This window comes from Streptomyces calvus (assembly GCF_006782915.1).
Classification (GTDB): domain Bacteria; phylum Actinomycetota; class Actinomycetes; order Streptomycetales; family Streptomycetaceae; genus Streptomyces; species Streptomyces calvus.
Genome location: NZ_VCNP01000009.1, coordinates 25,986 through 52,885 on the forward strand (window position 1 = coordinate 25,986; position 26,900 = coordinate 52,885).

Consider the following 26,900-nt stretch of genomic DNA (forward strand, 5'->3'; position numbering starts at 1 on the left):
CTGGCTCACCTCCTGGGGAGCGGCAAGGAACGGTGCCATTCATGAAAGGCCGGGAGTACGGAACGAAGGACACGGAAAGCCGATATTCCACCGCGCAGGGTGCCGATCCGGACGAGTTCGTGTTCCGGGGCGTCCACGACCACCCGTACGGCCGCAACCGGCCGCTCGCCCGCGCGGACCGCGCTCAGGAGTGTGGCCGCCGACTCCATGTCGACCGCGATCGCGCCGGTCGCGAGCAGATCCGACCGTTCGTGACCGCGGACGACGTGATCGGAGCCGGTGAGCGGCCCGGTGTGCACGGTGCGTCCGGGCACCGCGCGCACCAGCTCCTTCACCAGCAGGTCGGTGCCGGCGCAGCGGACGCTGCCGCGCGCGTCCCGGGTCTCCTCGGCGACGACCAGGTCGCCGGGGTGCATCCCCGGGGCGAGTCCCGCGCAGAAGCCCGTGGCCAGCACGGCCGCGTCACGCAGGGCCGGCCCGGCCAGCGCCCGCGTGACGGCGCGCCCGGCCGCGGCCGGTCCCATGCCCGTGCGCAGCACTCTGACCGGCCCGGCCGGGGCGCCGCGTTCCCGGCCGCGCAGGGCGAACCGCTCGATGCCGAGGGCGCAAGCGATCAGCAGCGCGGCGGGCGCGGGCCGGCCGCCCATCAGCTGCCCTTCGCCTCGGCGAGCGGCAGGTCCACGCCCGCGGCCGTCGGCTCGGCGCGGGCGCTCGCCGCGGCGGGCCGTGCGGCGAAGGGCTCCCCGTGGACGTACCGGCCGAGCGCGGTGAGCGGGAAGACCTGCCGGTAGAGGTGGTAGTTGATGGAGAAGTCCCAGGGGAAGCCGGTGCCGGTGAAGTACGGCTCGTCCCAGGAGCCGTCCTCGCGCTGGGTGGCCGCCAGCCACTCGACGCCGCGCTCGACGGCCCTGGACTCCCTCTCCCCCGCCGCCAGCAGCGCCATCAGCGCCCACGCGGTCTGCGAGGCGGTGGAGGTCCCGCGGCCGGCCCATTCCCGGGCGTGGCGGTAGGAGCGCAGGTCCTCGCCCCAGCCGCCGTCGTCGTTCTGCACCGACTCCAGCCAGGCGACGGCCCGGCGGATCGCCGGGTGCGAGCCGGGCAGGCCGGCGGCGGTCAGGGCGGGCACCACGGAGCCGGTGCCGTACAGGTAGTTCACGCCCCAGCGTCCGAACCAGGAGCCGTCGGGCTCCTGCTCGGCGAGCAGCCACTGGACGGCGCGCCGGGTGCGCGGGTCGTGGGCGAGCCCTTCCACGGCGAGCATCTCCACGACGTGCGCGGTGACGTCGGCCGACGGCGGGTCGATGACCTCGCCGAAGTCGCAGAACGGCAGCCGGTTGGGGAACGGGCTGGTGTTGTCGACGTCGAAGGCGCCCCAGGCGCCGTTCCTCGACTGCATGCCGAGGTTCCAGCGCACGCCGCGCCCGATGGCGTTGTCCAGCCGTTCGGGGTCGTGGTGCTTGACCCGGCGCAGCGCGAGGACCACCTCGGCGGTGTCGTCGATGTCGGGATAGTTGTCGTTGTGGAACTCGAACGCCCAGCCGCCCGGCGGCAGTTGGGGCCGGCGCACGGACCAGTCGCCGGGCCGTACGATCTGCTCGCCCAGCATCCAGTCGGCGGCCTTGACCAGTTGCGGATGGTCGGCGGGCAGTCCGGCGTCGGCCAGCGCGATGGTGGCGAGGCAGGTGTCCCACACCGGGGACTGGCAGGCCTCCACCATCCGGGCGCCGTCCTCGCGCCACACGGCGAACCGGTCCAGGGACTCCAGGCCGGCGCGCATCACGGGATGGTTCAGGTCGTAGCCGAGCAGGTGCAGCGCGATGATCGAGTAGACGGCGGGCGGCTGGATGCCGCCCCAGCAGCCGTCGTTCTCCTGCCGCTCGATGATCCACCGGGCGGCGGTGTGCATGGCCGCCGCGCGCAGCCGGCGCGGGACCGCCCGGCGCAGGGCGTGCAGTGTCCTGTCCAGCCGCTGGAAGGCGCCGTCCCAGCTCAGGGGCGGGGCGAGCGGGCGGGGAGGGTTGGGGTGGCGGGGGTCGGTGTGCAGTTCGTCCAGCGGGAACGGGGCGGGGCGCACCGGCCGTTTCGCGGAGACGATCGTCAGCGGGACGATGGTCTGCCGGGCCCAGCAGCCGAAGTCGTAGATGTTGAGCGGCACCCAGGACGGGAACCAGATCAGCTCGGGCGGCAGTTCCGGCAGGTCCTCCCACCGCCACCAGCCGAACAGGGCGAGCCAGATCCGGGTGAAGACCCGGGAGGCGGCGATGCCGCCCTGCTCGCGGACCCAGGCGGAGGCCTTCGCCATGTGCGGGGCGTCGGGCGGGTCGCCGGCCAGGCGCAGCGCGACGTACGCCTCGATGGTGGTGGAGAGTTCCCCGGGGCCGCCGTGGAAGGTGGCCCAGGTGCCGTCCTCGCGCTGCTCGCCCCGGATGAACAGGGCGGCGGCGCGGGTGGTGTCCTCGTCGCGGATGCCGAGGAACTGGCGCAGCAGCAGGTCCTCGGCGTCCATCGTGACGTTGGTCTCGAGGTCGCCCTTCCACCAGCCCTGGTCGTCCTGCCGGGACAGCAGGAAGTCGGTGGCGCGCCGCACGGCGCGGGCGGCGATGTCGGGAACCCCGGCCGCCTCGGGGATGTCGGTGTCGTTTTCGCTGGCCGCGGTCACGCGGGGCGGCAGGGCAGCCCCGGTGCTTCCGTCGGTCGTCGCTGTCATGGCTTCCCCTTCGTGCAGTCCTGCGAGTGGTGTCTGCTGTGGGTCCGCCGTCGGCCGGTGCTGTTCTCCCCGCAACACCGGCCGGCGACTACGCGAGGGCTATTCGACCGATAGTGATCATCTCTTTCGTACGACGACGAAGTCCGCGAGCGCCGTGAACTGCTCCCGTACCTGGTCGGGCATGTCGACGGCGTCGAGGGCTTCGATGGCGATGGTGTGCTGGCGGCGCGCCTCTTCGGCGGTCCACTCGCGGCCGCCCGCCTCCTCGATGAGGGCGGCGCGGGCCGCGAACTCCTCCTCGGAGAAGTTCTCGAAGTCGCTGCTCTTGGCGTCGGCGGCGAGGATCTCGCCGAGCCGCTCGGAGGCGTCGCCGCCCGCCGCGAGCGCGGCCACGACCGGGAGGGACTTCTTGCGCTGCCGCAGGTCGCTCCAGGTCTGCTTGCCGGTGGCCTCCGGGTCGCCCCAGATGCCGAGGAGGTCGTCGACGGCCTGGAAGGCCAGGCCGAGGTGGTAGCCGTACGTCTCCAGCGCGTCGGCGGTGCGGTCGTCCGCGCCGCCGAGGACGGCGCCGATGGAGCTGGCGCAGGCGAGCAGGGCGCCGGTCTTGTTGCCCTCCATCTCCAGGCACTCCTCGACGCTGACGCGGTCGCGGTGCTCGTAGGAGATGTCCTGGGCCTGACCGTCGATGAGCGCGCGGCTGGCCCTGGTCAGCCGGCGGGTGGCGCGGCCGGCCTCGACGGTGCCGAGTTCCAGCAGCACCTCGTTGGCCAGGGCGAACAGGGCGTCGCCGACCAGGATGGCCTGGGCGGGGCCGTGCACCTTCCAGACGGTGTCGCGGTGCCGGCGCTGCTCGTCGCCGTCCATCAGGTCGTCGTGCAGCAGCGAGAAGTTGTGCACGAGTTCGACGGCGACCGCGCCGGGGACGCCGGTCTGCGGCGCCGCCCCGGTGACCTCGGCGGACAGTACGGCGAGGGCGGGGCGCACGGCCTTGCCGCCGTCGCCGTCCGCGGGCCTGCCCTGGGCGTCGATCCAGCCGAAGTGGTAGGCCGCGACCGTGTCCATGGGTGGTGCGAGGCGGTCGACGGCCGCCCGCAGTACCGGCGAGGCCAGGGTCCGGCCGCGCTCCAGGAGCGCGGACACGTCCACCGCGGTCCTTCGAGCGGCCTGCGAGGCCGGGGGCACAGTGGGCACAGTCTCTCCTCTTGTTGCTCTACCGGGCGTGCGGGAACCCGCCGCGCCGCGCTCGTCAGCCTTCACCGGGCCCACCTCGCAGTGCGGCGCCGGTCCCCTCCGGCCTCCGGCCGAGGGTCAGGGGGCCGGTCCCCGGAACGTCGGACCGGGCCGCCACCTCGAGGGCGAAGAGGTGGCGCGGGCGGGGCCGGCCGAGGGCGCCCAGCGCGGCGTCCGCCGCGCCGACGCCGCTGCGGACCGCGCCCTCCATGGTCGCGGGCCAGCCGGTGGCGGTCCACGCGCCGGCCAGGTACAGGCCGGGTGCCTTGGTGCGGGCGCCGGGCCTGAGCCGGCCGACGCCGGGGGCGGGGGCGAACGTGGCGGTGCGCTCCCGGGTGACGAAGAAGTCCTCGACCCGGGCGCCGCGGGTGCGCGGCAGCAGCCGCCGCAGTTCGGGCAGGTACCGCTCGCGCAGCGCGGCGACCGGCGCGTCGATGTCGTCGTGGGCGACCGACTGGGACAGCGCCAGGTACTGGCCCCGGCGCAGCCCGGACGCCTCGGTGCGGTCGAAGACCCACTGCACGGGCGTGCCGAGGGCGGCGAGGAAGGGCCGCGTCAGGACCGGCCGGTCGTAGACGACGTGGACGTTGAGGATCGGGGCGGTGCCGATGCCGAGCAGCCGTTCGGGGGCGTCGAGCGCGCCCGCGGGCAGCAGGTCGTACGCCTCGCGCTGCGGTACGGCGAGGACGACGGCGTCGGCCTCGATCGTCCCGTCGGGCATCCGGACGCTCCACCGTCCGTCGCCGTGCGCCGAGACGGCAGTGACCCGGGTACGGACCTCGGTGCGCACGCCCGCGGAGTCGAGCGCCTTGCGGGCGAGCCCGTCGTGCAGGTCGCCGAGCGGCACCCGGGCCCAGCCGATGTCGGCCGCCGAGGGGTCGGACAGCAGACCGGTCTTGAACACCATCGCGGCGAGCGCCAGGGACGCGTCGCCCGCGACCGCGTTGAGGGTGGCGACGCCGACCAGGTCCCACAGCGCCTCGACGGCGCGCGGTGACTGGCCGTGGGCGGTCAGCCAGCTGCCGAAGTCCTGGTCGTCCAGGGCCGGGTCGTCGAGGTCGAGACCGTTGAGCGCGAGCGCGGCCCGGCCCACCCGCGCCCGGTCGGCGAGCGAGAGGTGCGGGTACGTGGCGAGACTGCGGCCCAGGTGCAGGGGTACCGGCAGCGCGTCGCGGCGCAGTCGGCCGAGCCGCCGTCCCTCGGGACGCCTGACGTCGACCACCGGCACGTCGAGGCGGTCCTGCACCGGTGCCAGGGCCGCTCCTCCGATCCGGTCGAGGAACCAGCGGTAGGCGGTGCAGCAGCGCAGGTAGACGTGCTGGCCGTTGTCGACGGTGAGGTCGCCGCGCCGGAAGGAGAAGGCGAGCCCGCCCAGGCGCGGCCGGCCTTCCAGGAGGGTGACGCCGACCCCCGCGTCGGCGAGTGCCAGCGCGGCGGTGACACCGGCGAGGCCGCCGCCGACGACGACGGCGCGCCGTCCCGCCGGAACGGGTTCGTCCGTGAGCGGCTCCTCGGAGCGCGTGCCGTGGCTCATACGCCCTCCCCCACCCGGTCGCCCCGCCGCGTGAACCGTGCGGGGCCGGCCGTCTCTGTGGGGGACGCGGCGGCGCGGCGGAGGGTTGCCCGCCGTGTCCGGTCCGGGAGCGACGTGGCCATCAGACGCGCCTCCTGACGGTCCTTCGGCTCACGTTCCGGGTGTCCAGGCCGGACAGTCCGCGGACGGCGACGTACGCCTTCTCGCGTCCGGGCAGGGAGACCCGGCCGCGCAGCACGGCCTCGGGCTCGCGTTCGATGCGGTCCAGGAGCCGGCGGTAGATGCCGGCCATGGCGGCGACGCAGGCGCCGCTGCGCCGGTCGAGCATGGGCAGCAGCCGGTAGCCCTCGGCGAAAAGGGCGCGGGCCCTGCGCACTTCGAAGTGCACGAGGCCCGCGAAGTCGGAGCCCTCGGGTGGCGTCGGCGCGCCGAACCCGCCCGAGCAGCCGAACTTGGCGAGGTCGTTGGCGGGCAGGTAGGTGCGCCCGCCCTCGGCGTCCTCGCGGACGTCGCGGAGGATGTTGGTGAGCTGGAGGGCGAGGCCCAGCGTGTCGGCGTACTCGGAGGCGCGCTCGGCGCCGCGCGCGCCCGGGGCGGTGCCGAACACGCCGAGCGAGAGCCGGCCGATGGCGCCCGCGACGCAGCGGCAGTACACCTTGAGGTCGTCCCAGGTCTCGTACGTCTCGCCGCGTACGTCCATCTGGACGCCGTCGATGAGTTCGTCCAGGCCGCCGAGCGGGATCGGGAAGTGCGCGGCGGCGTGGGCGAGGGCGACCGCGACGGGGTCGGTGTCGTCCTCGTCGACCGCTCCGTCACGGACCCGGGTGAGCAGCGCCCGGGTGTCCTCGAGCCGGGCCACCTTGACGTCGTCGGGCAGCGCGCCGTCGCCGATGTCGTCGACCCGCCGGGAGAACGCGTAGAGCGCCGACATGGCGCGCCGCTTGGGCGTGGGCAGCAGCCGGATGCCGTAGGCGAAGTTGCGCGCCTGCTGTCCGGTCACGGCCTCGCAGTAGCTGTAGGCGGCGAGTACCGGTGCGGACGCGGCTGGTTGCGACTCCACGGTCCGGATCACCCCTTTCCTCGCAGAGTCACGCCCGCCTCGCGCAGCAACTGGACCTTGCCGGGCTTGGGCGGGCCGGAGAGTACGTCGTATTCGGCGGCGGTGATCGCGTGGACGGCCGCCCTGCCTCCCGCCACGAATCCGGCGAGCAGCAGCCGGAGCCTGCCGTGGACGCTGCGCACCAGCGGGATGCCTTCGTCCAGCAGGTCCAGGGCGCGGCGGGCCTGGTACGCGACGAGTGCGCGCACCGATGCGCCGGCGCTCGCGGCGGCCAGGTCCGCCTCCTGGACGTGGAAGAGCTTCATGTCCGCGGCGGGCAGGTAGACGCGGTCGCGGCCGAGGTCCTCGGCGACGTCCTGGAGGTGCTCGACGATCTGCAGGGCCGTGCAGACGGCGTCGGAGCGGCGGATCCGCTCGGGGGTGGCGGTCCCGGTGACGGCGAGGACGAGCCGGCCGACCGGGTTGGCGGACAGTTCGCAGTAGGCGAGCAGGTCGTCGTAGGTCTCGTAGCGCTTGACGAGCTGGTCCTGGCGGTTGGCGGCGACCAGGCCGAGGAAGGGCTCCGGAGTCAGTGCGCGACGGCGGACCACGGGCTGCAGCCGGCGCAGCAGCGGGTGGCGGGGCCCGGGACCCGCCGGGTCGAACACGCGGCGGAGGTCGGCCTCGAAGGCGTCCAGGAGCACCAGCCGGTCCTCGGCCTCGCCGTCGGCGACCCCGAGGATTCGGGCGTCGGCGCCGCCGGGGGCCAGGTCGCCGTCACCGATGTCGTCGACCAGGCGTGCGAAGCCGTACACGGCCATGAGGTCGTCGCGCCAGGCCCTGGGCAGGAAGAAGGGGGCCACGGGGAAGTTCTCGGCGGCTGCCTTGTCGAGGGTGGCGCGCTCGACGTCGACGGCCCTCGCCGGGCCGGGGGGCGTCACCGGGGGCTGCCCGGGGCGAGGACGGCACGCGCTGCGTTCAGCCGGGGAGTCCTCGTAGCCATTGCCGTCACATCTCCCGTTCTACACTGCTGGCCCAATACACACTATTTCGGACACGCCGCCCAGGTTTCCACCCGTCGGCAACGCTGGATGATGTCGGGCATTATGGCCCTGATTGCCGCCTTTCGGGACCGCTACAGCTTACGTTGTACAACGCCGTGTCCGCCGCCCGGGGGTCTCCCCGCGGAGCGGGACAACGCACCGGCCGGCGTCAGCATTCCGTGGGGCGGCGGCAGTTGACGCTTCTTTGCGGGAGTTGACGCTTCCTTTGCAGACGCCGGGCCCCGCCGGACAGTTCCGGCGAGGCCCTGGTCGCATCGGGCTACTTCCCCGTGAACTTCTCGTACTCCTTGAGCACCTCTTCGGTCGGCCCGTCCATGCGCAGTTCGCCGCGCTCCAGCCACAGCACGCGGTCGCAGGTGTCGCGGATGGACTTGTTGTTGTGGCTGACCAGGAAGACCGTGCCGGCTTCCTTGCGCAGTTCGCGGATGCGGGCCTCGGAGCGCTTCTGGAACTTGCGGTCGCCGGTGGCCAGCGCCTCGTCGATCATCAGCTCGTCGTGGTCCTTGGCGGCGGCGATGGAGAAGCGCAGCCGGGCGGCCATGCCGGAGGAGTAGGTGCGCATCGGCAGGGCGATGAAGTCGCCCTTCTCGTTGATGCCGGAGAAGGCGACGATCTCCTGGTAGCGGGACTTGATCTCCTCGCGGGACATGCCCATGGCGGGCCCGCCGAGGATGATGTTCCGTTCACCCGTCAGGTCGTTCATCAGCGCCGCGTTGACGCCGAGCAGGGAGGGCTGGCCGTCGGTGTAGACCTTGCCCCGCTCGGCGGGCAGGAGTCCGGCGATGGCCCGCAGCAGGGTCGACTTGCCGGAGCCGTTGGAGCCGATCAGCCCGATCGCCTCGCCGCGGTACGCCACGAAGGACACCCCGCGCACGGCGTGCACCGTGCGCACGCCCCGGTCGTCGCCCCGCTTGAGGATGCGGCTGAGCGCCGCCGTGGCACTGCCCTTGCCGGACTTCGCACCGTTGACGCGGTAGACGATGTGCAGGTCGTCGGCGATGACGGTGGGGATGCGCGCGCTCTTCGTCTCGTCAGCCACGGCCGTACCTCTCCTCAGCCTTCCAGAAGTAGACGAAGCCGGCCGCGCCGGCCAGCAGGGCCCAGCCGAGGGCGACCGCCCACACGTGCGGGGGCAGGTAGGAGGAGCCGTAGCCGTCGATCATCGCGAAGCGGACCAGGTCCATGTAGACCGCGGCCGGGTTCCACTGCAGGACGTCCGCCAGCCAGGTCGGCACGTCCTTGTCGGCCAGCATCGCCGGGATGCTGAACATCACGCCGGAGGCGTACATCCAGGTGCGCAGCACGAACGGCATCAGCTGCGCCAGGTCCGGCGTCTTGGCGCCCATCCGCGCGAAGATCAGCGCCAGCCCGGTGTTGAAGACGAACTGCAGCAGCAGCGCCGGCACCACCAGCAGCCACGACAGCGCGGGGAAGCTGCCGAACGCCATCACCACGACGACCAGCACCAGCATCGAGAACAGCAGCTGCTGGAGCTGCTGGAGCGCGAAGGAGACCGGCAGCGAGGCCCGCGGGAAGTGCAGCGCCCGCACCAGGCCGAGGTTGCCCGAGATGGCGCGCACACCGGCCAGCACCGAACTCTGCGTGAAGGTGAACACGAACACGCCCGTGACCAGGAACGGCACGTAGACGTCGCTCGGGATGCCGCGGTCGGCGCCGAGCAGCAGGCCGAAGATGAAGAAGTACACGGCCGCGTTGAGCAGCGGCGTCGCCACCTGCCACAGCTGGCCGAGCTTGGCCTGGCTGTACTGGGCGGTCAGCTTCGCCTGCGAGAAGGCGAGGATGAAGTGCCGCCGCCCCCAGAGCTGACGGACGTACTCGACGAGGGACGGCCGTGCGCCGCTGACGGACAGCCCGTACTTGGCGGCGAGCCGTTCCGCCGTGAGGCCCTCGTCGGGCGGCACGGCCGCGCTGACCGCGACCGTGCCGTCGTGCCTTGTCTCACTCACTAGTGGAAAACTTTCGTCCTCGAGATGCTCGGCCCCGCGCGGGCCTGGCATGAGCCGGGGAGCCTGGGCAGGCCCCGATGTTCCCGGATACGAGCTTGTCAGATCACCGGGGGCCGGCCCAGTCGGGTCAGCCGCCACACCGTACGCCACCTCATGGGCCGGCGGGGTCCGCAGGGGGTGGCCCAGCCCTCCCGGAATCCGCCGAACCATGCCTTCAGCGCCGGCCGCGAGGGGCGGCGCAGCAGGGTGAGGAGCATCCAGGCGCCCAGGTAGACCGGGACGAGGAGCGCGGGGAGGTTGCGGCGCGCCAGCCAGACGCGGTTGCGGGCCACCATGCGGTGGTAGACCGCGTGCCGGGACGGTGCGGTCGTCGGGTGGTACAGCACCATGTCGGACCGGTAGTCGATCATCCAGCCGGCGTCGAGGGCGCGCCAGGCCAGATCGGTCTCCTCGTGGGCGTAGAAGAACTCGTCCGGCAACCCGCCGACCTCGGCGAACACCTTGGTGCGCACGGCGTTGGCGCCACCGAGGAAGGTGGTCACGCGCGAGGAGCGCATCGGGTCGGAGGCGCGCAGCCGGGGCACGTGGCGGCGCTGGGTGACCCCGGTGTCCGGGTCGGCGATGCGGAAGCTGATGATGCCCAGCGCGGGGTCGGCGGCGAAGGCCTGGCGGCACAGCTCGGCGGTGTCGTGACCGGCGAGCAGGCCGTCGTCGTCGAGGAACAGCAGGATGTCGACGTCCCGGCCGCCGGGGCCGAAGGCCTCGATGCCGACGTTGCGGCCGCCGGGGATGCCGAGGTTCTCCGGCAGTTCGACGGTGCGCACGCCCTCGGGGACCTCGGGCACGGGCGATCCGTTGCCGACGACGACGACCTCGACCGGGTCGCCGTCCTGCTTGGCGACCGAGTCGAGGAGTGCGCGCAGTTCGTCGGGGCGGTTGCCCATGGTGATGATCACCGCGCCGACCTTCATGCCGCCGCTCATTTCAGCCTGCTGGAGACGAGGACCGACACCAGGTGCAGCAGGGTCTGCAGCAGCGCGATGCCGGCCAGCACGGCGGTGCCGAGGCGGGTGAAGAACAGGTCGCCGCGGGTGGCGTCCAGGATCGCGAGGAGGAGGATCAGCAGGGACGCCTCGATGCCGAGGATCAGCCGGTGGAACTTGAGCGCGGCGGCGGCCCTGCGGGCCAGCGCCATGCCGGAGGACCGCGGCTCGGCGGCGGCCTCCTTGACGGGCGGCAGCCCGCCCTGGTGGCGGGCCACGCCGACCAGGTCGGTCTCCGCCTTGATCAGGATCGCGCCGAGCGCGGCCAGGGTGCCGAGGAACGCCCACAGCCAGTCGATGCGTCCGGTGCCCCACAGGTCGGCGGCGCGCAGGCCCAGTCCGACCAGGACGGCCGCGTCGCAGAGGTAGGCGCCGACCCGGTCCAGGTAGACCCCGCTGAGCGAGTACTGCTTCCGCCAGCGCGCGATCTCTCCGTCGACGCAGTCCAGCAGCAGGTACATCTGGACCATGACGACGCCGAGGACGGCCCCGGTGATCCCCGGCACCAGCAGGGCCGGGGCCGCGAGGACACCGAAGACGGTCATCAGGTACGTGAGCTGGTTGGGCGTCACCCTGGTGTTCACCAGGTAGCGGTCCACCCGCAGGGACACCTCGCGCATGTAGAGGCGCCCCATCCAGTGCTCACCGCTGCGCCGGTCCTTGACCCCCTCGGGGTGCACGACCGGACGGAGTTCAGCTACCGATGGCCTTGACATAGTCGGCGTAGTTGTCCTTGATCTGGTCGGTCTTGAGGTCGAGGTGCTCGAGGATGGTGTAGCGGCCGGGGCGGGTCTCCGGGGCGAACTCGACGGCCCGGACGAACTCGTCCACCGTGAACCCGATCTCCTCCGGCAGCACCGGCAGTCCGTGCCGGCGCAGCACCTCGGCCATGTCCGCGGCCTCCTCGTGCGCCCCGCGCAGGAACATCGCGAAGGCGGCACCGAGTCCGCACTGCTCGCCGTGGGCGGCGGCCCGCTTGGGGTAGAGCAGGTCGAAGGCGTGGTTGATCTCGTGGCAGGCGCCGGAGGACGGGCGGGAGTCGCCCGACACGGACATGGAGATGCCGGTGAGGACCAGCGCCTCGGCGAGCACCTGGAGGAAGCCGTCGTCGCCGACCCCGCCGGGGTGGCGCAGCACCGCCTCGCCGGCCTGCCGGGCCATGGCGGCGGCGAGGCCGTCGATCTTCTCGCCGTTGACGCGGTGGGCCAGCTCCCAGTCCGCCACGGCGGAGATGTTGGAGATGACGTCGCCGATGCCCGAGCGCACGTAGCGGACCGGGGCCTCGCGGATGACGTCGAGGTCGATGACGACGGCGATCGGGTTCGGCACGCCGTAGGAGCCGCGGCCCGCGTCGTTGTCGAGGGTCGCGACCGGCGAGCACAGGCCGTCGTGCGCCAGATTGGTGGCGACGGCGACCAGGGGCAGGCCGACGCGCGCCGAGGCGAACTTGGCGCAGTCGATGATCTTCCCGCCGCCGAGGCCCACGACCGCGTCGTAGTGGCCGGACCGCATGTCGCTCGCCAGCCGGACGGCGTCGTCGATGGTGCCGCCGCCGACCTCGTACCAGGTGGCGCCGGGCAGTGAGGGCGCGATCCGCTCGCGCAGCCGGGCGCCCGAGCCGCCGCTGACGGCGATGGCGAGGCGGCCCGACTGGGAGATCCGCTCGTCGGCGAGGACGGTGGCGAGGTCGTCGAGGGCACCCGGGCGGATGTCGACGACGACCGGGGACGGAATGAGCCGGGTCAGTACTGGCACGCGATCTCCCGTCCGCGGGCGAGGTCGTCGTGGTTGTCGATCTCGACCCACGGGACGTCACCGATCGGCGCCACATCGATCCGGAAGCCCCGGTTCACCAGCTCCTGGTAACCGTCCTCGTAGTACAGCTGCGGATCCCGCTCGAACGTCGCCCGCAGCGCGTCCGCCAGCTCCTGCGCCGCATCGCCCTCGATCAGCGTCACACCGATGTACTCACCGGTCGCCTCCGCCGGATCCATCAGCTTGGTGATCCGCCGCATCCCCTTCTCGGGATCCACGACGACCTTCATCTCCTCGTCGGCCAGCCGCTTTACCGTGTCCAGCGCCAGAATGATCTTCTTGTCGCCGCCCCGCGCCGCCAGCAGCGTCTTCTCCACGGAGACCGGGTGCACGGTGTCACCGTTGGCCAGGATCACCCCGTCCTTCAGCGCGTCCCGGCCGCACCACAGGGAGTAGGCGTTGTTCCACTCCTCGGCCTTGTCGTTGTCGATCAGCGTCAGCTTCAGGCCGTACTTCTGCTCCAGCGCCGCCCTGCGCTCGTACACGGCCTCCTTGCGGTACCCGACGATGACCGCGACCTCGGTCAGACCGACCTCCGCGAAGTTGCCGAGCGTCAGGTCCAGGACCGTCGGCTCGTCCTCCGCGCCCGCGGGGCCCACCGGCACCAGCGCCTTGGGGAGCGTATCGGTGTAGGGGCGCAGGCGCCGTCCGGCGCCGGCCGCGAGCACGAGGCCGATCATGCGGGTTCTCCTTCGTCGTGTACGGCGGGCGCGCCACCCTGGTGGGCGGCCACCCAGAAGCGGATGCTCTCGGCGAGCACCAGCAGGGCCACGGCCACGGCGAGGACCGTGAGCGCGACCGTGAACTGCGAGGCGGTGAGCAGGGCCGCCGCGACGGCGACCACCAGGACGCGGCCCTCGTGCCCCCCGATCGCCCGCACCAGCCAGTGCGGGGGCGCGCCCGCGTTGCCGCGGATGCGGTAGACCGTGTCGTAGTGATGGTAGGCGACCGCGGCCACCAGCCCGTAAGCGGCGGGCAGTGCCCCGTTCACCTTCGCGTCGGCGGCCAGCGCCAGGACGGTGCCGTACTCGGCGACGCGGAAGAAGGGGGGGACGAGCCAGTCGAGGGCGCCCTTGAGGGGGCGGGCGACGGCGAGCGCGGAGGCCAGGACGTGAACGCAGGCGGCGGCGACGGTCCAGGGGCCGCCGAAGCCGGTGAGCGCGGCCGTGGTGACGACGGCGAGCGTGCCGAGCAGGGCGACCGCGGGGGCCGCGATGCCGGGCAGCCGGCGGGCGGCGTTCTTCAGCGGGCCGGCGAGGCCTTCGGCGAGGGGGCCGGAGTCGGCGAGGTCCGCGAGCGCGCGGGCCGCCCGGTCGGTGCGGCGGGCCTTGCGGTTCAGCGAGCGCAGGACGCGGCCCGCGGTGGTGTACGTCGCCGCGAAGGCGCAGCCGGCGAGCAGCGCGTAGAAGGTGATCCGGGGGGTCGTCACGGCGGTGAGTACGGCGATCATCGCCCAGCGTTCACCGATCGGCAGGACGATCATGCGGCGCACCCAGACCGTCCAGCCGACGCTGTCGAGCCGGTCGGAGAGGGCGGCGGTGGGGCTGGTGTTGACGGTGGCGTCCGTGTCCCCGGCGTTGGCCTCGTTGAAGGAGAAGTCCACGACGTGCCGGCCGGTCTGCAGGATCATCGCGGCGAGGGCGAGGGCCCACACGTCGTCGCCGCCGCGGGCCGCGCCGAGGGCGAGGCCCGCGTAGTAGGCGTATTCCTTGGCGCGGTCGAAGGTGGCGTCGAGCCAGGCGCCGAGGGTCGAGTACTGCAGGGAGTAGCGGGCGAGCTGGCCGTCGGTGCAGTCCAGCACGAAGGAGGCGATGAGCAGCACGCCGGCGGCGACGAAGCCGCCGCAGGTGCCGGTGGCGGCGCAGCCGGCCGCTATGAGCGCGGTGAGCAGGGAGGCGGTGGTGACCTGGTTCGGGGTCAGGCCGCGGCGGGCGCACCAGCGGGCGATGTAGCGGGAGTACGGGCTGATGAAGTGGGTGGTGAAGAAGCCGTCGCGGGCCTTGACGGCGGACTTCAGGCGCACCGCCTCGTCGTCGACGGCGGCGACGGCCTGCCGGGCCTCGTTGCGGGCCTGGGGGTCGCTGGGGACGGTGGCGACGAGGCTGCCGAGTTCGGGACGGTGCACGTCGGCGCCGTCGGCGTCGAGTGCGGTGACGACGCGGTCGGCGAGGCTGTCCACGAGCGTGGTGCCGCCGGCCGGTGCCTCGCCGGCCGCGGAGTTCTCGCGGGCCATCGCACGGGTCAGTGCCTGACGGCCGGCCTGCTGGGCGGTGACGGCGCCGGGGATCGCGGAGAGCGGGAAGCGGGGGTCGGTGAGGCCGAGGCGCAGCGCGTGCGCATGGCCGACGAAGCGGGGGTCGACCACGGCGACGCGCTCTCCCGCGGGCACTGCGGCCAGCAGGGTCTCGGCCTCGGCGTCACCGGACGCGATCCGGACGTCGAAGCCGAGGGAGCGCAGATCGCCCTCGAGCGACGAACCGGGGACCGGCTGTCCGGTGAGGATGGCGGTCGACAACCGAAATCACTCCCTGGGTACCGACGCGTCCACGCCGGTCGTGTGCATGGTGGGGTGCCCGTGCCGGGACCTCCGGGCAGCATGTCGGCAGAGGCTATCGGATACCGGGAAGCCCGTGTTCACCGCCTGTTCGACGGCTGGATCGGCGTGGTTCGCCCACGGCTCTGCCGCGATCATCATCGGGGATGCGGGGCCCGGCCCACAAACCCGCGTCGGCGGACCGTCGTCCCGGTGCGGGACCGGGACCGTCCGGACCATGCTGACCTGCGGAACGTTTGCGCAGGTCAGCGCACATGACAACGGTGTTCAGTGCCGCGTTGCCGGATACCCCCCACCCGTAGTTGACTGTGATCCGGGACGGTCACGGAAGGGCGGCTGGCATGGGGGCTGGGCACGATCACGGGCATGCGCACGGCGCGCCCGCCGGCGGTACGGCGAGCGCGGCGTACCGCGGCAGGCTGCGGGTGGCGCTGGCGATCACGCTCGGGGTCATGGTGGTCGAGCTCGTCGGCGGGGTGCTGGCCGACTCGCTCGCCCTGGTGGCGGACGCCGCCCACATGGCGACGGACGCACTGGGTCTCGGCATGGCCCTGCTCGCCATCCACGTCGCGGGCCGTCCGCCGAGCGAGCGCCGCACCTTCGGGCTGGCCCGCGCGGAGATCCTCGCCGCCCTCGCCAACTGCCTGCTGCTGCTCGGCGTCGGCGGCTACGTGCTGTACGAGGCGGTCCAGCGGTTCGTCACGCCGGCCGACACCGAGGGCGGTCTGACGATGGTGTTCGGTGCGATCGGTCTGGTCGCGAACATGGTGTCGTTGTCGCTGCTGATGCGCGGGCAGAAGGAGAGCCTCAATGTGCGCGGCGCGTTCCTCGAGGTGGCGGCGGACGCGCTGGGCTCGGTCGCGGTGATCGTGTCGGCGCTGGTGGTCCTCGCCACCGGCTGGACGGCCGCCGACCCGGTGGCCTCGCTGCTGATCGCGCTGATGATCGTGCCCCGGACGTGGAAGCTGCTGCGCGAGACCCTGGACGTCCTGCTGGAGGCGGCGCCCAAGGGCGTGGACATGGCGCAGGTGCGGGCGCACATCCTGGCCACGGACGGGGTGGAGGACGTCCACGACCTGCACGCCTGGACGATCACCTCGGGCATGCCGGTGCTCTCCGCGCACGTGGTCGTCAGCTCCGAGGTCCTCAACGCCATAGGGCACGAGAAGATGCTGCACGAGTTGCAGGCCTGCCTGGGCGACCACTTCGACGTGGAGCACTGCACCTTCCAGCTGGAGCCCGGCGGACACGCCGAGCACGAGGCGCACCTCTGCCACTGAGCCGGCCGTTCCGGTGTGCGCGCACCGGAACGGACCGGGACGGTCTGCGCATACAGGGCGGCCGGCGTGCACCGGGGCTGCTCCGGCGCGCTTCTGCGGCCCCGCGCGCCGCGGAACGCGGCTTCCCGCCCCCGGATCCGTGCCGCCCGCGCCCACGACGGTCGCCGAGGACGGTTTTCCGTCGGCCGCCGGGGCACGATCCCTCCGATCCGCATGCGCCGCCGGGCCGGTGCGGGTCGCCGCGCGCACCGCCCGTGGGACATGCGGGCGGCGCGCGGAGTGCCGGGTGTGCCGGATTCGTGCGGCAGACTTGGGGCGCGAAGACCGAGTGAAGGATGGGTATGCCGATCACACCTGCCACTACGACGCACCGCCCGTCGAACGGCACCGCCGAGCCGATCTTGCTGGAACTGGTCGACGAGGACGGCGTGACGATCGGCACCGCGGAGAAGCTCGCCGCCCACCAGCCACCCGGGCGGCTGCACCGGGCGTTCTCGGTCTTCCTGTTCGACGAGCGCGGGCGGCTGCTGCTCCAGCAGCGGGCCCTGGGCAAGTACCACTCCCCCGGTGTGTGGTCCAACACCTGCTGCGGTCACCCGTATCCCGGCGAGGCGCCGTTCGCGGCGGCGGCCCGGCGGACGTTCGAGGAGCTGGGTGTGTCGCCGTCGCTGCTCGCCGAGGCCGGCACGGTCCGCTACAACCATCCGGACCCGGCGTCGGGCCTGGTGGAGCAGGAGTACAACCACCTCTTCGTCGGCATGGTGCAGTCGCCGGTGCGGCCCGATCCGCAGGAGGTGGCGTCCACCGCGTTCGTGACTCCGGACGAGCTGGCGGAGCGGCATGCGCGGGACATCTTCTCGGCCTGGTTCATGACCGTCCTGGACGCGGCCCGCCCGGCGGTCCGCGAGCTGACGGGACCGTCGGCCGGCTGGTGAGGTGCCGGTTTCCCGGGGCAGGCGCGAGGCTCGGGACGGACGCTAAGGCAGCCGTGTGGGTTTGAGCGGCAGGGCGGCCCAGATGACCTTGCCGCCGCTCGCGGTGTGCTCGACCTCGCAGGCCCCGCCCGCCTCGCGGGTGATCTCGCGCACGAGGAGCAGTCCGCGGCCGCCGGTGCGGCCGTGGTCGGTCTCCAGGGCGGTGGGCCGGTAGGGGTGGTTGTCCTCCACAGACACCCGGACCCATTCGGCGCCGACGGCGACCTCGACCGCGAGCACCGGGGACAGCAGCGCCGCGTGCCGCACGGCGTTGGTGACCAGCTCCGAGACGATCAGGAGCAGCCCCTGCACCACGTCGTCCGCGACCGGGACCCCCTGCCGTACCAGGAGGTCGCGCACGGCGTGTCGGGCCTGCGGGACCGAGGCGTCGACGGCCGGGGCGGTGAACCGCCAGACACCTTCGTACGGCAGCGGATCGTCACCTTCACGACCCTCACGCTCGATTGTCACCACACGTCGAGTGTTGGCACCGAGCGGCTCCGACTACGACGCTGAACAGAAGTCAGCGGGTATCGAGCGATTCCGACCGTTGACGCACCGAACGACCCCATTCGGGACCGCTTCGGTCCGTCTGTGTGCCGTCTCGGCGAACTATTCGGGTTGTACGGGTTTGACGCCGGACTCGTCGCGCCCGCCCGGCCCCTCCCGCTCGGTCCGCGGTTCCGCCTCGTCGGCGAGCCGGTCGGAGACCATTCCGACGATCCTGCGCCCTCCGTAGCCGGTGGCGATCAGCCCGAGTCCGTCGAAGAGCAGGGCGAGGGAGAAGAACGTACCGATGGTGTACTGGCTGCTGCTCGGCCAGGAGGCCAGGACGAGGATGCCGAGGAGCAGCCCGAACGCGCCCTGCACCAGGGTCCAGCCGAACTGCGGTCCGCGCACCACCAGACTGCCCACCAGGCGGAACACCCCGCCGGTGAGGAAGAGCAGCGCGGCGAACATGGTCAGCGCCTCGGCCGCCGTGTCCGGGGTCCTGAGGACGACCGCACCGGCGGCGATGTTCAGGGCGGCGACGACCACCCCGAGCCAGAAGAAGTTGCTGTCCCGGGCCTGGACCGCGTGCAGCAGCCCGACCGCTCCGCCGATCAGCAGCAGCCAGCCGAACAGCAGCATGGAGGTGAGGGTGGCGAGGCCCGTGTAGACGAGGCCGACCAGACCGGCGAGGACCAGCACCACCCCGAGCGCGGCGAGCCGGCCGAAGCCGCGGTTCAGTCTCGCCGCCTCGGCCCTCGGCCCGGTGCCCTGCGCGCCCTTCGCGGTCCTGGCCATGGCAGCCTCCTCGGTTCCGTTGCCTCTCCCAGGGGCGTGTACCCGCGCGTGCCGGCTCCGTGCAGGCTCCTGCCGGTCGGCGCGCCGGACCCGGCGGATAGCATCCGGCGCATGGAGCCGCAGCTGCTGCACAGCGTCACCGACTCGGTCGCCACGGTCGTCATCCGCCACCCGGCGAAGCGCAACGCGATGACGGCCGCGATGTGGGCCGCCCTGCCCCCGTTGCTCGACGAGCTGGCCGCCGACCCGCTGGTGCGGGTGCTGGTGCTCACCGGCGAGGGCGGCACCTTCTGCGCCGGCGCCGACATCTCCACGCTCCGGGGGTCACCGGTGGAGGCGCAGCGGCTGGCCGTGGCGGCGGAGGAGGCGCTCGCCGCCTTTCCCAAACCGGCCCTGGCGGCGGTCCGCGGGCACTGCGTGGGCGGCGGGGCCCAGCTGGCGGCCGCCTGCGATCTGCGGTTCGCCGAGGAGGGGGCGCGGTTCGGGGTGACGCCGGCCAAGCTCGGGATCGTCTATCCGGCGTCCGCCACCCGGCGGCTGGTGTCGCTGGTCGGCCCGGCCACCGCCAAGTACCTGCTGTTCTCGGGTGAGTTGATCGACGCGGAGCGGGCCCTGCGCACCGGCCTGGTGGACGAGGTGCTGCCCGTGGGCGAACTGGACGGGAGGGTCGCCGAGTTCGCCCGGATCCTGGCGTCCCGTTCGCAGCTGACGCAGGCCGCGGCGAAGGAGTTCGCCAACGGCCGCACCGGCCGGGAGGCGCACTGGGACGAACGGGCGCGGCACAGCGGCGACACCGCCGAGGGCGTCGCCGCGTTCCTGGAGCGCCGCGGCCCGCGCTTCACCTGGAGCGTGTCTACGTCAGGATGAAACGGCTCTTCGACCGGAACTCCTCGACCAGGTGCGCAGGCGCCTTCTGCGGGGAGCCGGCGTCGTAGGGCGGCTGCGGGTCGTACTCGGTGAGCAGCTGGACGGCCTGCGCGTGTTCGTCGCCGGCGATCCGGCCGAGCAGGGTGAGCCCCATGTCGATGCCGGAGGAGACACCGGCCGCGGTGACGTACTTGCCGTCGGTCACCACCCGCTCCCCGGTCGGTTCGGCGCCGTACCGCCGCAGGTGGTCGAGGGCCAGCCAGTGGGAGGTGGCCCGGCGTCCCCGCAGGAGTCCGGCCGCGGCGAGCAGCAGGGATCCGGTGCACACGGACGTGGTCCAGGTACTGGCGGCGTCCGCGCCGCGCAGCCAGTCCAGCAGGGTCGCGTTGTCCATCTGGGGTGTCTGTCCGGGGCCGCCGGGGACGACGACGATGTCCGGGTGCGGCACCTCGGCCAGCGTCTTGTCGGCGGTGATCGCGAGCGTGCCGGTGTCGGTGCGCACGGGACCGGTCCGTTCGGCGACGAAGACCGTCTCCGCGTCCGGCAGCCGGCCCAGGGTCTCGTAGGGGCCCACGGCGTCCAGGGCGGTGAAGCGGTCGAAGAGGACGATGGCGATCTGCATCGGGAGCCTTTCAGGTGCGGGCGGGTGAGGGGGCGGGGCGGAAACGGCGGCGGTACTCGGCCGGTGACGTGCCGAGGGTGCGGACGAAGGCGCGCCGCATCGCCTCGGGTGTGCCGTAGCCGCTGGCGCGGGAGATCTCCTCGACGCCGTCGCCGGTGTCCTCCAGCAGGCGCCGGGCGTGTTCGAGGCGGACGCGGTCGACGTAGCGGCCCGGGGTGGTGCCGGTCTCGGCGTGGAAGGCGCGGGCGAAGTGGCGCGGCGAGAGGGACGCGCGGGCCGCGAGCGCCTCGACGGACAGGTCGGCGCCGGGGTGTTCGGTGATCCACTGCTGGACCTCGCGCAGCGGCTCGCGCCGCGCGGTCTGGGCGGCCAGTTGGGCGCTGAACTGGGCCTGGTTGCCGGGCCGGCGCAGGAACACCACCAGGTGCCGGGCGACGGTGAGGGCGGTCTGCCGGCCGAGGTCCTCCTCGACCAGGGCGAGCGCCAGGTCGATGCCGGAGGTGACGCCCGCGGACGTGGCGACGTGGCCGTCACGGACGAAGATGGGATCGGGGTCGACGTCGACGGCCGGGTGGTCGCGGGCCAGGGTGTCGCAGTAGGCCCAGTGCGTGGTGGCGCGGCGTCCGTCGAGCAGTCCGGCGTCCGCGAGCAGCACGGCGCCGGTGCAGACGGAGACCAGCCGCTCGGCGCGCGGTCCGTGTCCGCGCAGCCAGTCGGTCAGCCGCGGATCGGGCCGGCGGGTTCCCTGCCCGCCGGGCACCAGCAGCGTGTGCGGCTCCGGCGCGTCGGCCAGGGCCCCGTCCGGTACGACGGTCAGGCCGCTGCTGGTGCGGACGGGGGCGCCGTCCACCGAGGCGGTGCACAGCCGGTAGCTCCCCGGGGTGTGCTTCTCGGCGCCCGCGAAGACCTCCACGGGGCCGGTGACATCGAGGCTCTGCACGTCGTCGAAGAGGACGACGAGAACGGTTCGCTGCGCCATGCGGTCGATTCTTCGCCGGGCCCGTGGCGGCCGCAACGACGTGTTCCCCACCTTTCCTGCCACGGCCGACGGACGCGGTACGGCGGACGGCAGGCCGACGGACGCCACGGCGCCGACGGACGCGGTACGGCGGACGGCAGGCCGACGGACCCGGTACGGGCGGACGCCGCGGTGCCGGCGGACGCGGTACGGCGGACGGCAGGCCGACGGACCCGGTACGGGCGGACGCCGCGGTGCCGGCGGACGCGGTACGGCGGACGCCGAGGTGCCGACGGACGCCACCGCCGACAGCCCCGATGCGCCTGCGCACGGCACCGGGCGGAGGGTTCCGCCGGACGACATGCATGTTGAAGCGTTGACGAGGTACACGGAGCCCAACCCGGCCGCGCGGTCGGGGGAAACGAAAGGGGAGACACGTGTTCCGTGCCATCGCAGACGTACTGCGCCAGATCGGCGGCGCCATCGCCACCGTGGTCACGCTGCCGTTCCGGGCGCTCGCCCGGCTGTTCGGCGGGGCCTCGTCCAGCACGCGCGGCCACCGCGCCTGACGCCGCCCGGGCGGTGTCCGGGCGAGTCGCCGCCCTGATCCCCGATTGTCGGCGTCACCTGCCACAATTGCCGCGCAACCTCAGTGGAGAAGGCGGTACGGGATCGTGACGACACCCCTCACAGGGTCCATCGAAAGCAGGATCGCCGGGGAGCTCGGCGTACGGGAGCGGCAGGTCAAGGCCGCCGTCGAACTGCTGGACGGCGGTTCGACGGTGCCCTTCATCGCCCGCTACCGCAAGGAAGCGACCGAGATGCTCGACGACGCGCAGCTGCGCACGATCGAGGAGCGGCTGCGCTACCTGCGGGAGCTGGAGGACCGTCGTGCGGCGATCCTCGAGTCGGTGCGCGAGCAGGGCAAGCTCACCGACGAGCTCGAGGCGCGGATCCGCGGCGCGGAGACCAAGGCGCGCCTGGAGGACATCTATCTGCCGTACAAGCCCAAGCGGCGCACCAAGGCGCAGATCGCCCGGGAGGCGGGTCTCGAGCCGCTGGCGGAGGGGCTGCTCGGTGACCCGGGTGTCGAGCCCCTCGCGGCGGCCGCCGCGTTCGTGGACGCGGGCAAGGGCGTCGCCGATCCGCAGGCGGCCCTGGACGGCGCCCGCGCCATCCTCACCGAGCGGTTCTCGGAGGACGCCGACCTGATCGGCGAGCTGCGCGAGCGCATGTGGGTGCGCGGGCGACTGGCCGCGAAGGTGCGCGAGGGCAAGGAGGAGGCCGGCGCGAAGTTCGCCGACTACTTCGACTTCGCCGAGCCGTTCACCGAGCTGCCCTCGCACCGGGTCCTGGCGATGCTGCGCGGCGAGAAGGAGGAGGTCCTCGACCTCGTTCTGGAGCCGGAGGAGCCGGTGGACGGCCCGTCGTCGTACGAGGGGATCGTCGCGCACCGGTTCGGGATCGCCGACCGGGGCCGCCCCGGCGACAAGTGGCTGCTGAACACGGTCCGCTGGGCGTGGCGCACGCGCATCCTGGTGCACCTCGGCCTCGATCTGCGGCTGCGGCTGCGCACGGCCGCCGAGGACGAGGCGGTGCGGGTCTTCGCGGCGAACCTGCGCGACCTGCTGCTCGCCGCCCCGGCCGGCACGCGCGCCACGCTGGGGCTCGACCCCGGTTTCCGTACGGGCGTGAAGGTCGCCGTGGTCGACGCGACCGGCAAGGTCGTCGCCACGGACGTGATCCATCCGCACGTCCCGGCCAACCGGTGGGACGAGGCGATCGCCAAGCTGGCGCGGCTGGCGAAGGAGCACGCGGTCGAGCTGATCGCCATCGGCAACGGCACGGCGTCCCGCGAGACCGACAGGCTCGCCGGTGAACTCATCGCCAGGCACCCCGAGTTGAAGCTGACGAAGGTGATGGTCTCGGAGGCGGGCGCCTCCGTGTACTCGGCCTCCGCGTTCGCCTCGCAGGAACTGCCGGACATGGACGTGTCGCTGCGCGGCGCGGTCTCGATCGCGCGCCGGCTGCAGGACCCGCTGGCCGAGCTGGTCAAGATCGACCCGAAGTCGATCGGAGTCGGCCAGTACCAGCACGACCTGTCCGAGGTGAAGCTGTCGCGTTCGCTGGACGCGGTGGTGGAGGACTGTGTGAACGGCGTGGGCGTGGACGTCAACACGGCGTCGGCGCCACTGCTCGCGCGGGTCTCCGGCATCACCTCCGGGCTCGCCGAGAACATCGTGGCGCACCGTGACGCCAACGGGCCGTTCCGCTCGCGCGGCGAGCTGAAGAAAGTGGCGCGGCTCGGCCCGAAGGCGTACGAGCAGTGCGCGGGCTTCCTGCGGATCCGCGGCGGCGACGACCCGCTGGACGCGTCCAGCGTGCACCCGGAGGCCTACCCGGTCGTGCGGCGCATGGTGAAGTCCTCCGGCCAGGAGGTCGCCTCGCTGATCGGCAACACGGCGGTGCTGCGGTCGCTCAGGCCGCAGGACTTCGTGGACGAGACGTTCGGTCTGCCCACGGTCGGCGACATCCTCAAGGAACTGGAGAAGCCCGGGCGCGATCCGCGGCCCGCGTTCAGGACGGCCGTGTTCAAGGAGGGCGTGGAGAAGATCTCCGACCTGGCGTCCGGGATGGTGCTGGAGGGCGTCGTCACGAACGTCGCCGCCTTCGGGGCGTTCGTGGACGTCGGTGTGCACCAGGACGGCCTGGTGCACGTCTCCGCGATGTCGAAGACCTTCGTGAAGGACCCGCGGGACGTGGTGAAGCCCGGGGACATCGTGAAGGTGAAGGTGCTGGACGTCGACATCCCGCGCAAGCGGATCTCGCTGACGCTGCGGCTGGACGACGAGGCCGCGCCCCAGGGCGAGCAGCGGGCACAGCGCGGACAGCGCCAGGGCGGCAGGCCGCCGAAGCAGCGGCAGCAGGGGCGCTCCGGCGGTCAGGGCCGGTCCTCGGCCGCGCCCGCTCCGGCCAACGGGGCGATGGCCGAGGCGCTGCGGCGGGCCGGACTGGCGTAACCGCCGCCGTCACGGCCGGGCAGGTGAGCGGGCCGTCGCCCGCTCACCCGCCCGGCACTCCGGGCGATGTCCGCACCGGCCTGTTCCTCTTCCTGACGTACCACCTGCAGGTCGTGAAGGGCTACGCGCCGGTGGAGACCGGCTTCGTCGCGCCCGGGGTCCGTCGGACGGGCCTCAGGTGCGTTCCAGGACCTTGCCGTCGGTGACCTCCAGGCGCCGGGTCACCCGCACCGCGTCGAGCATGCGGCGGTCGTGGGTGACCAGCAGGAGAGTGCCCTCGTAGGCGTCCAGGGCCGATTCGAGCTGCTCGATGGCCGGCAGGTCGAGGTGGTTGGTCGGCTCGTCCAGCACCAAGAGGTTGACGCCCCGGCCCTGGAGGAGGGCGAGGGCGGCGCGGGTGCGTTCGCCCGGCGAGAGGGTGGCCGCGGGACGCATGACGTGGTCGGCCTTGAGTCCGAACTTGGCCAGCAAGGTACGGATGTCGGCCGGCTCCAGGTCGGGGACGGCCGGGCGGAACGCGTCGAGCAGGGCCTCCGGGCCGTGGAACAGCGCGCGGGCCTGGTCGACCTCGCCGAGCAGCACGCCCGAGCCGAGCGCGCCGTGCCCGGCGTCGAGCGGGATCCGGCCCAGCAGCGCGCCCAGCAGGGTGGACTTGCCCGCGCCGTTCGCGCCCGTCACGGCCACCCGGTCCGCCCAGTCGACCTGGAGGGAGACCGGGCCGAGCACGAAGTCGCCGCGCCGCACCTCGGCGTCCCGCAGCGTCGCGACCACCGCGCCGGAGCGCGGTGCCGCCGCGATCTCCATGCGCAGCTCCCACTCCTTGCGCGGCTCCTCAACGACGTCGAGGCGTTCGATCATGCGCTGTGTCTGGCGTGCCTTGGCGGCCTGCTTCTCGCTGGCCTCGCTGCGGAACTTGCGGCCGATCTTGTCGTTGTCGTTGCCGGCCTTGCGGCGGGCGTTCTTCACGCCCTTGTCCATCCAGGCGCGCTGCGTCCGGGCGCGCTCGTGGAGGGCGGCCTTCTTGTCGGCGTACTCCTCGTACTCGTCGCGGGCGTGCCTGCGGGCCACCTCCCGCTCCTCCAGGTAGGCCGTGTAGCCGCCGCCGTAGAGGTTGATCTGCTGCTGGGCGACGTCGAGTTCGAGGACCTTGGTGACGGTGCGGGTGAGGAACTCGCGGTCGTGGCTGACGACGACGGTCCCGGCGCGCAGTCCGCCCACGAAGCGTTCGAGCCGCTCCAGGCCGTCCAGGTCGAGGTCGTTGGTCGGTTCGTCGAGCAGGAAGACGTCGTAGCGGGACAGCAGGAGGGAGGCCAGTCCGGCGCGGGCCGCCTGGCCGCCGGACAGCGCGGTCATCGGCTGGTCCAGGTCGACGGCGAGGCCGAGGGAGTCGGCGGTCTCCTCGGCTCGCTCGTCCAGGTCCGCGCCGCCGAGGGACAGCCAGCGCTCCAGGCTCGTGGCGTACGCGTCGTCGGCGCCCGGCGCCCCGTCGACCAGGGCCTGCGTCGCCTCGTCCATGGCCCGCTGGGCGTCGGCGACGCCGGTGCGGCGGGCCAGGAACGCGCGGACGGTTTCGCCGGGCCTGCGCTCCGGCTCCTGCGGGAGGTGCCCGACGGTCGCGGTGGGCGGGGAGAGCCGCAGCTCGCCCTCCTCCGGCGCGGTGAGGCCGGCGAGCAGCCGCAGCAGCGTGGACTTCCCGGCGCCGTTGGCGCCGACCAGGCCGATCACGTCGCCGGGGGCGACGACGAGGTCGAGTCCGGTGAACAGGGAGCGGTCGCCGTGGCCGGCGGCGAGGTTCTTGGCGACGAGGGTGGCAGTCATCAGACCGCAGATCCTAGCGGCCGGGCCCCGGCGCACGCGTGCCGGTTTCCCGCGCCGCGGGGCCCTCGTCCGTCAGCGGCCCACGGCTGTCACCAGCACGGACCCGCCGGTGCGCGCCACGAGGAACGACCGGCCCTTCGTGGCCCCGACGTCCAGCGGGACCAGGTGGCGGCCGGGTTCCAGTACGGCGTCGAAGAGGTCCTGGACGTGGGTGCGGGAGAGGCGGTCGATCCGGTGGGCGGTGAGCCGCACCCGGCAGGACGAGGTGACCACCACCTCCGCACGGTCGCCGGCGGCGGTCAGGGCCGTCAGGCGGCGCCGTCCGGGTGCGCTCCGGTCCAGGGCCTGTTCGGTCTGGGCGACCAGGAGCGGGACGATCGGGGCGAGGCCGTCGACGTACGGCACGTCGACCCCGGCGGCGGTGAAGGCGCGGCGCACGGCGTCGCGTTCGCCCGCGCCGACCGACCGGCCGAAGACCACGGCGCCGTACGCCCGCAGTTCGTCGGCGGGGACGCCCTCGGTGTCCTGGGCGATGTCGGCGCCGATGCCGATGGTGCGCAGGGCGGCGGCGAGCCTGGCGAGCAGGGCGACGCGGGCGCCGATCAGCAGGACGCGGCGGCGGGCGCCCGTGGAGGGGCCGTTCAGCAGGGCGTCGAGCGCGGCGCGGTACTCGGCGCCGCGGAAGCGGAACGGGCCCATTCCGTGGTAGCCGTTGAGTTCCAGGTCGGCGTGGACGTCGGTCTGCCAGGCGAAGTTCCGCCAGATGTAGTCCTCGCCGTCGCGTTCGATGACCGCCGTCACCGCGCCGCAGGCGAGGTCCTCGCACTCGGGACAGCCGTAGAGGACGTACCGGCCGGCGGGCAGTGGTGCCTCGGTCTCCAGCAGCAGGCCGCGGACCTGGGCGGTGAAGAGGGTGGGCGGGACGTCGGAGGCGAGCGGGGAGACCGCGTCCAGGTCGGAGAGGCGGAAGAGCAGCGGGCGTCCGTCGACGACGAAGTCCACGAAGTCCCGGTGGACCTGGACGTCGCCGCCGGCCAGGAGCCCGCCGGCCCGCGTCGCCGGGGCCAGGCCGAAGGACGTGTACTCGGCAGACATGCCGTGAGTATTCCCCCGTGGAACGC

Annotated in this window: 24 protein-coding genes and 1 pseudogene; 5 read left to right on the forward strand and 20 right to left on the reverse strand. The window is 73.1% G+C overall.

What is annotated here, in order from left to right; genetic code table 11:
- Window positions 1–5: 5 nt before the first annotated feature.
- The 14 genes and pseudogenes from FGW31_RS03515 to FGW31_RS03575 form a co-directional block, all read right to left on the reverse strand.
- The gene (locus tag FGW31_RS03515) at window positions 6–647 is read right to left on the reverse strand and encodes a 5'-methylthioadenosine/S-adenosylhomocysteine nucleosidase family protein (RefSeq protein WP_142191835.1); all 642 of its coding nucleotides are present in this window, start codon (window positions 645–647) and stop codon (window positions 6–8) included.
- A complete protein-coding gene (gene shc / locus FGW31_RS03520) occupies window positions 647–2,707 on the reverse strand; it encodes a squalene--hopene cyclase (RefSeq protein WP_142191836.1) in 2,061 nt (686 codons plus the stop codon). Before shc ends, FGW31_RS03515 begins: the two co-directional genes overlap by 1 nt.
- Before the next feature lie 117 nt (window positions 2,708–2,824).
- Entirely contained in the window at window positions 2,825–3,889 is a 1,065-nt protein-coding gene (locus FGW31_RS03525) for a polyprenyl synthetase family protein (protein ID WP_161173802.1), read from the reverse strand.
- 64 nt (window positions 3,890–3,953) lie between these two features.
- Window positions 3,954–5,504 (reverse strand): annotated as a pseudogene (gene hpnE, locus FGW31_RS03530) (hydroxysqualene dehydroxylase HpnE); the annotation flags it as partial.
- On the reverse strand, window positions 5,468–5,593 hold the full coding sequence (locus FGW31_RS36165) for a DUF6380 family protein (RefSeq protein WP_370005834.1): 126 nt from the start codon (window positions 5,591–5,593) through the stop codon (window positions 5,468–5,470). The pseudogene hpnE and the gene FGW31_RS36165, both read right to left, overlap by 37 nt.
- Window positions 5,593–6,543, reverse strand: coding sequence for a presqualene diphosphate synthase HpnD (gene hpnD, locus FGW31_RS03535; protein WP_142191839.1), 951 nt, complete (start codon window positions 6,541–6,543; stop codon window positions 5,593–5,595). The genes FGW31_RS36165 and hpnD overlap by 1 nt, the downstream gene beginning before the upstream one ends.
- Window positions 6,540–7,451 (reverse strand): squalene synthase HpnC, encoded by a 912-nt coding sequence (gene hpnC, locus FGW31_RS03540; protein WP_142191840.1) that lies wholly within the window; start codon window positions 7,449–7,451, stop codon window positions 6,540–6,542. Before hpnC ends, hpnD begins: the two co-directional genes overlap by 4 nt.
- Before the next feature lie 382 nt (window positions 7,452–7,833).
- A complete protein-coding gene (locus tag FGW31_RS03545) occupies window positions 7,834–8,613 on the reverse strand; it encodes an ABC transporter ATP-binding protein (protein ID WP_142191841.1) in 780 nt (259 codons plus the stop codon).
- Window positions 8,606–9,541: an ABC transporter permease gene (locus tag FGW31_RS03550; protein ID WP_142191842.1), complete on the reverse strand. Its 936-nt coding sequence runs from the start codon at window positions 9,539–9,541 to the stop codon at window positions 8,606–8,608. Before FGW31_RS03550 ends, FGW31_RS03545 begins: the two co-directional genes overlap by 8 nt.
- A gap of 98 nt (window positions 9,542–9,639) precedes the next feature.
- Window positions 9,640–10,512 (reverse strand): glycosyltransferase family 2 protein, encoded by an 873-nt coding sequence (locus tag FGW31_RS03555; protein WP_142191978.1) that lies wholly within the window; start codon window positions 10,510–10,512, stop codon window positions 9,640–9,642.
- Window positions 10,513–10,520: 8 nt separating this feature from the next.
- On the reverse strand, window positions 10,521–11,264 hold the full coding sequence (locus tag FGW31_RS03560; protein WP_142191843.1) for a CDP-alcohol phosphatidyltransferase family protein: 744 nt from the start codon (window positions 11,262–11,264) through the stop codon (window positions 10,521–10,523).
- Window positions 11,265–11,277: 13 nt separating this feature from the next.
- Window positions 11,278–12,339, reverse strand: coding sequence for an iron-containing alcohol dehydrogenase family protein (locus FGW31_RS03565; protein ID WP_142191844.1), 1,062 nt, complete (start codon window positions 12,337–12,339; stop codon window positions 11,278–11,280).
- Window positions 12,327–13,079: a phosphocholine cytidylyltransferase family protein gene (locus FGW31_RS03570; RefSeq protein ID WP_142191845.1), complete on the reverse strand. Its 753-nt coding sequence runs from the start codon at window positions 13,077–13,079 to the stop codon at window positions 12,327–12,329. Before FGW31_RS03570 ends, FGW31_RS03565 begins: the two co-directional genes overlap by 13 nt.
- Window positions 13,076–14,914 carry a DUF5941 domain-containing protein gene (locus tag FGW31_RS03575; RefSeq protein WP_142191846.1) on the reverse strand — a complete coding sequence of 613 codons (1,839 nt, stop codon included), beginning with the start codon at window positions 14,912–14,914 and terminating at the stop codon, window positions 13,076–13,078. The genes FGW31_RS03570 and FGW31_RS03575 overlap by 4 nt, the downstream gene beginning before the upstream one ends.
- A 380-nt stretch (window positions 14,915–15,294) precedes the next feature.
- Here FGW31_RS03575 and FGW31_RS03580 point away from each other — a divergent pair, with 380 nt between their 5' ends.
- Together FGW31_RS03580 and idi are read left to right on the forward strand one after the other, a co-directional pair.
- Window positions 15,295–16,233 (forward strand): cation diffusion facilitator family transporter, encoded by a 939-nt coding sequence (locus tag FGW31_RS03580; protein WP_142191847.1) that lies wholly within the window; start codon window positions 15,295–15,297, stop codon window positions 16,231–16,233.
- A gap of 341 nt (window positions 16,234–16,574) precedes the next feature.
- Window positions 16,575–17,168 carry an isopentenyl-diphosphate Delta-isomerase gene (gene idi / locus FGW31_RS03585; protein WP_142191848.1) on the forward strand — a complete coding sequence of 198 codons (594 nt, stop codon included), beginning with the start codon at window positions 16,575–16,577 and terminating at the stop codon, window positions 17,166–17,168.
- Window positions 17,169–17,210: 42 nt separating this feature from the next.
- Here the strand turns inward: idi and FGW31_RS03590 are convergent, their stop codons facing one another.
- Both FGW31_RS03590 and FGW31_RS03595 read right to left on the reverse strand, forming a co-directional pair.
- Window positions 17,211–17,681, reverse strand: a complete 471-nt coding sequence (locus tag FGW31_RS03590) for an ATP-binding protein (RefSeq protein ID WP_142191849.1) — start codon at window positions 17,679–17,681, stop codon at window positions 17,211–17,213.
- Between the two features lie 138 nt (window positions 17,682–17,819).
- Window positions 17,820–18,494, reverse strand: coding sequence for an HdeD family acid-resistance protein (locus tag FGW31_RS03595; protein ID WP_142191850.1), 675 nt, complete (start codon window positions 18,492–18,494; stop codon window positions 17,820–17,822).
- Window positions 18,495–18,605: 111 nt separating this feature from the next.
- Here FGW31_RS03595 and FGW31_RS03600 point away from each other — a divergent pair, with 111 nt between their 5' ends.
- Window positions 18,606–19,361: an enoyl-CoA hydratase/isomerase family protein gene (locus FGW31_RS03600; RefSeq protein ID WP_142191851.1), complete on the forward strand. Its 756-nt coding sequence runs from the start codon at window positions 18,606–18,608 to the stop codon at window positions 19,359–19,361.
- On the opposite strand, the gene FGW31_RS03605 is transcribed toward FGW31_RS03600, so the two are convergent.
- On the reverse strand, window positions 19,348–19,983 hold the full coding sequence (locus tag FGW31_RS03605) for a DJ-1/PfpI family protein (protein WP_142191852.1): 636 nt from the start codon (window positions 19,981–19,983) through the stop codon (window positions 19,348–19,350). The two genes, FGW31_RS03600 and FGW31_RS03605, sit on opposite strands and share 14 nt — an antisense overlap.
- 10 nt (window positions 19,984–19,993) lie before the next feature.
- Entirely contained in the window at window positions 19,994–20,962 is a 969-nt protein-coding gene (locus tag FGW31_RS03610) for a GlxA family transcriptional regulator (RefSeq protein ID WP_142191853.1), read from the reverse strand.
- A gap of 416 nt (window positions 20,963–21,378) precedes the next feature.
- Here FGW31_RS03610 and FGW31_RS35910 point away from each other — a divergent pair, with 416 nt between their 5' ends.
- Both FGW31_RS35910 and FGW31_RS03615 read left to right on the forward strand, forming a co-directional pair.
- Window positions 21,379–21,510 carry an LPFR motif small protein gene (locus tag FGW31_RS35910; RefSeq protein ID WP_267905330.1) on the forward strand — a complete coding sequence of 44 codons (132 nt, stop codon included), beginning with the start codon at window positions 21,379–21,381 and terminating at the stop codon, window positions 21,508–21,510.
- 105 nt (window positions 21,511–21,615) lie between these two features.
- A complete protein-coding gene (locus FGW31_RS03615; protein WP_142191854.1) occupies window positions 21,616–23,961 on the forward strand; it encodes a Tex family protein in 2,346 nt (781 codons plus the stop codon).
- Window positions 23,962–24,135: 174 nt separating this feature from the next.
- Here FGW31_RS03615 and FGW31_RS03620 read toward each other — a convergent pair whose 3' ends face one another.
- Window positions 24,136–25,779, reverse strand: a complete 1,644-nt coding sequence (locus FGW31_RS03620; RefSeq protein WP_142191855.1) for an ABC-F family ATP-binding cassette domain-containing protein — start codon at window positions 25,777–25,779, stop codon at window positions 24,136–24,138.
- 72 nt (window positions 25,780–25,851) lie between these two features.
- Window positions 25,852–26,874, reverse strand: coding sequence for an oxidoreductase (locus FGW31_RS03625; protein WP_142191856.1), 1,023 nt, complete (start codon window positions 26,872–26,874; stop codon window positions 25,852–25,854).
- Window positions 26,875–26,900: the final 26 nt, after the last annotated feature.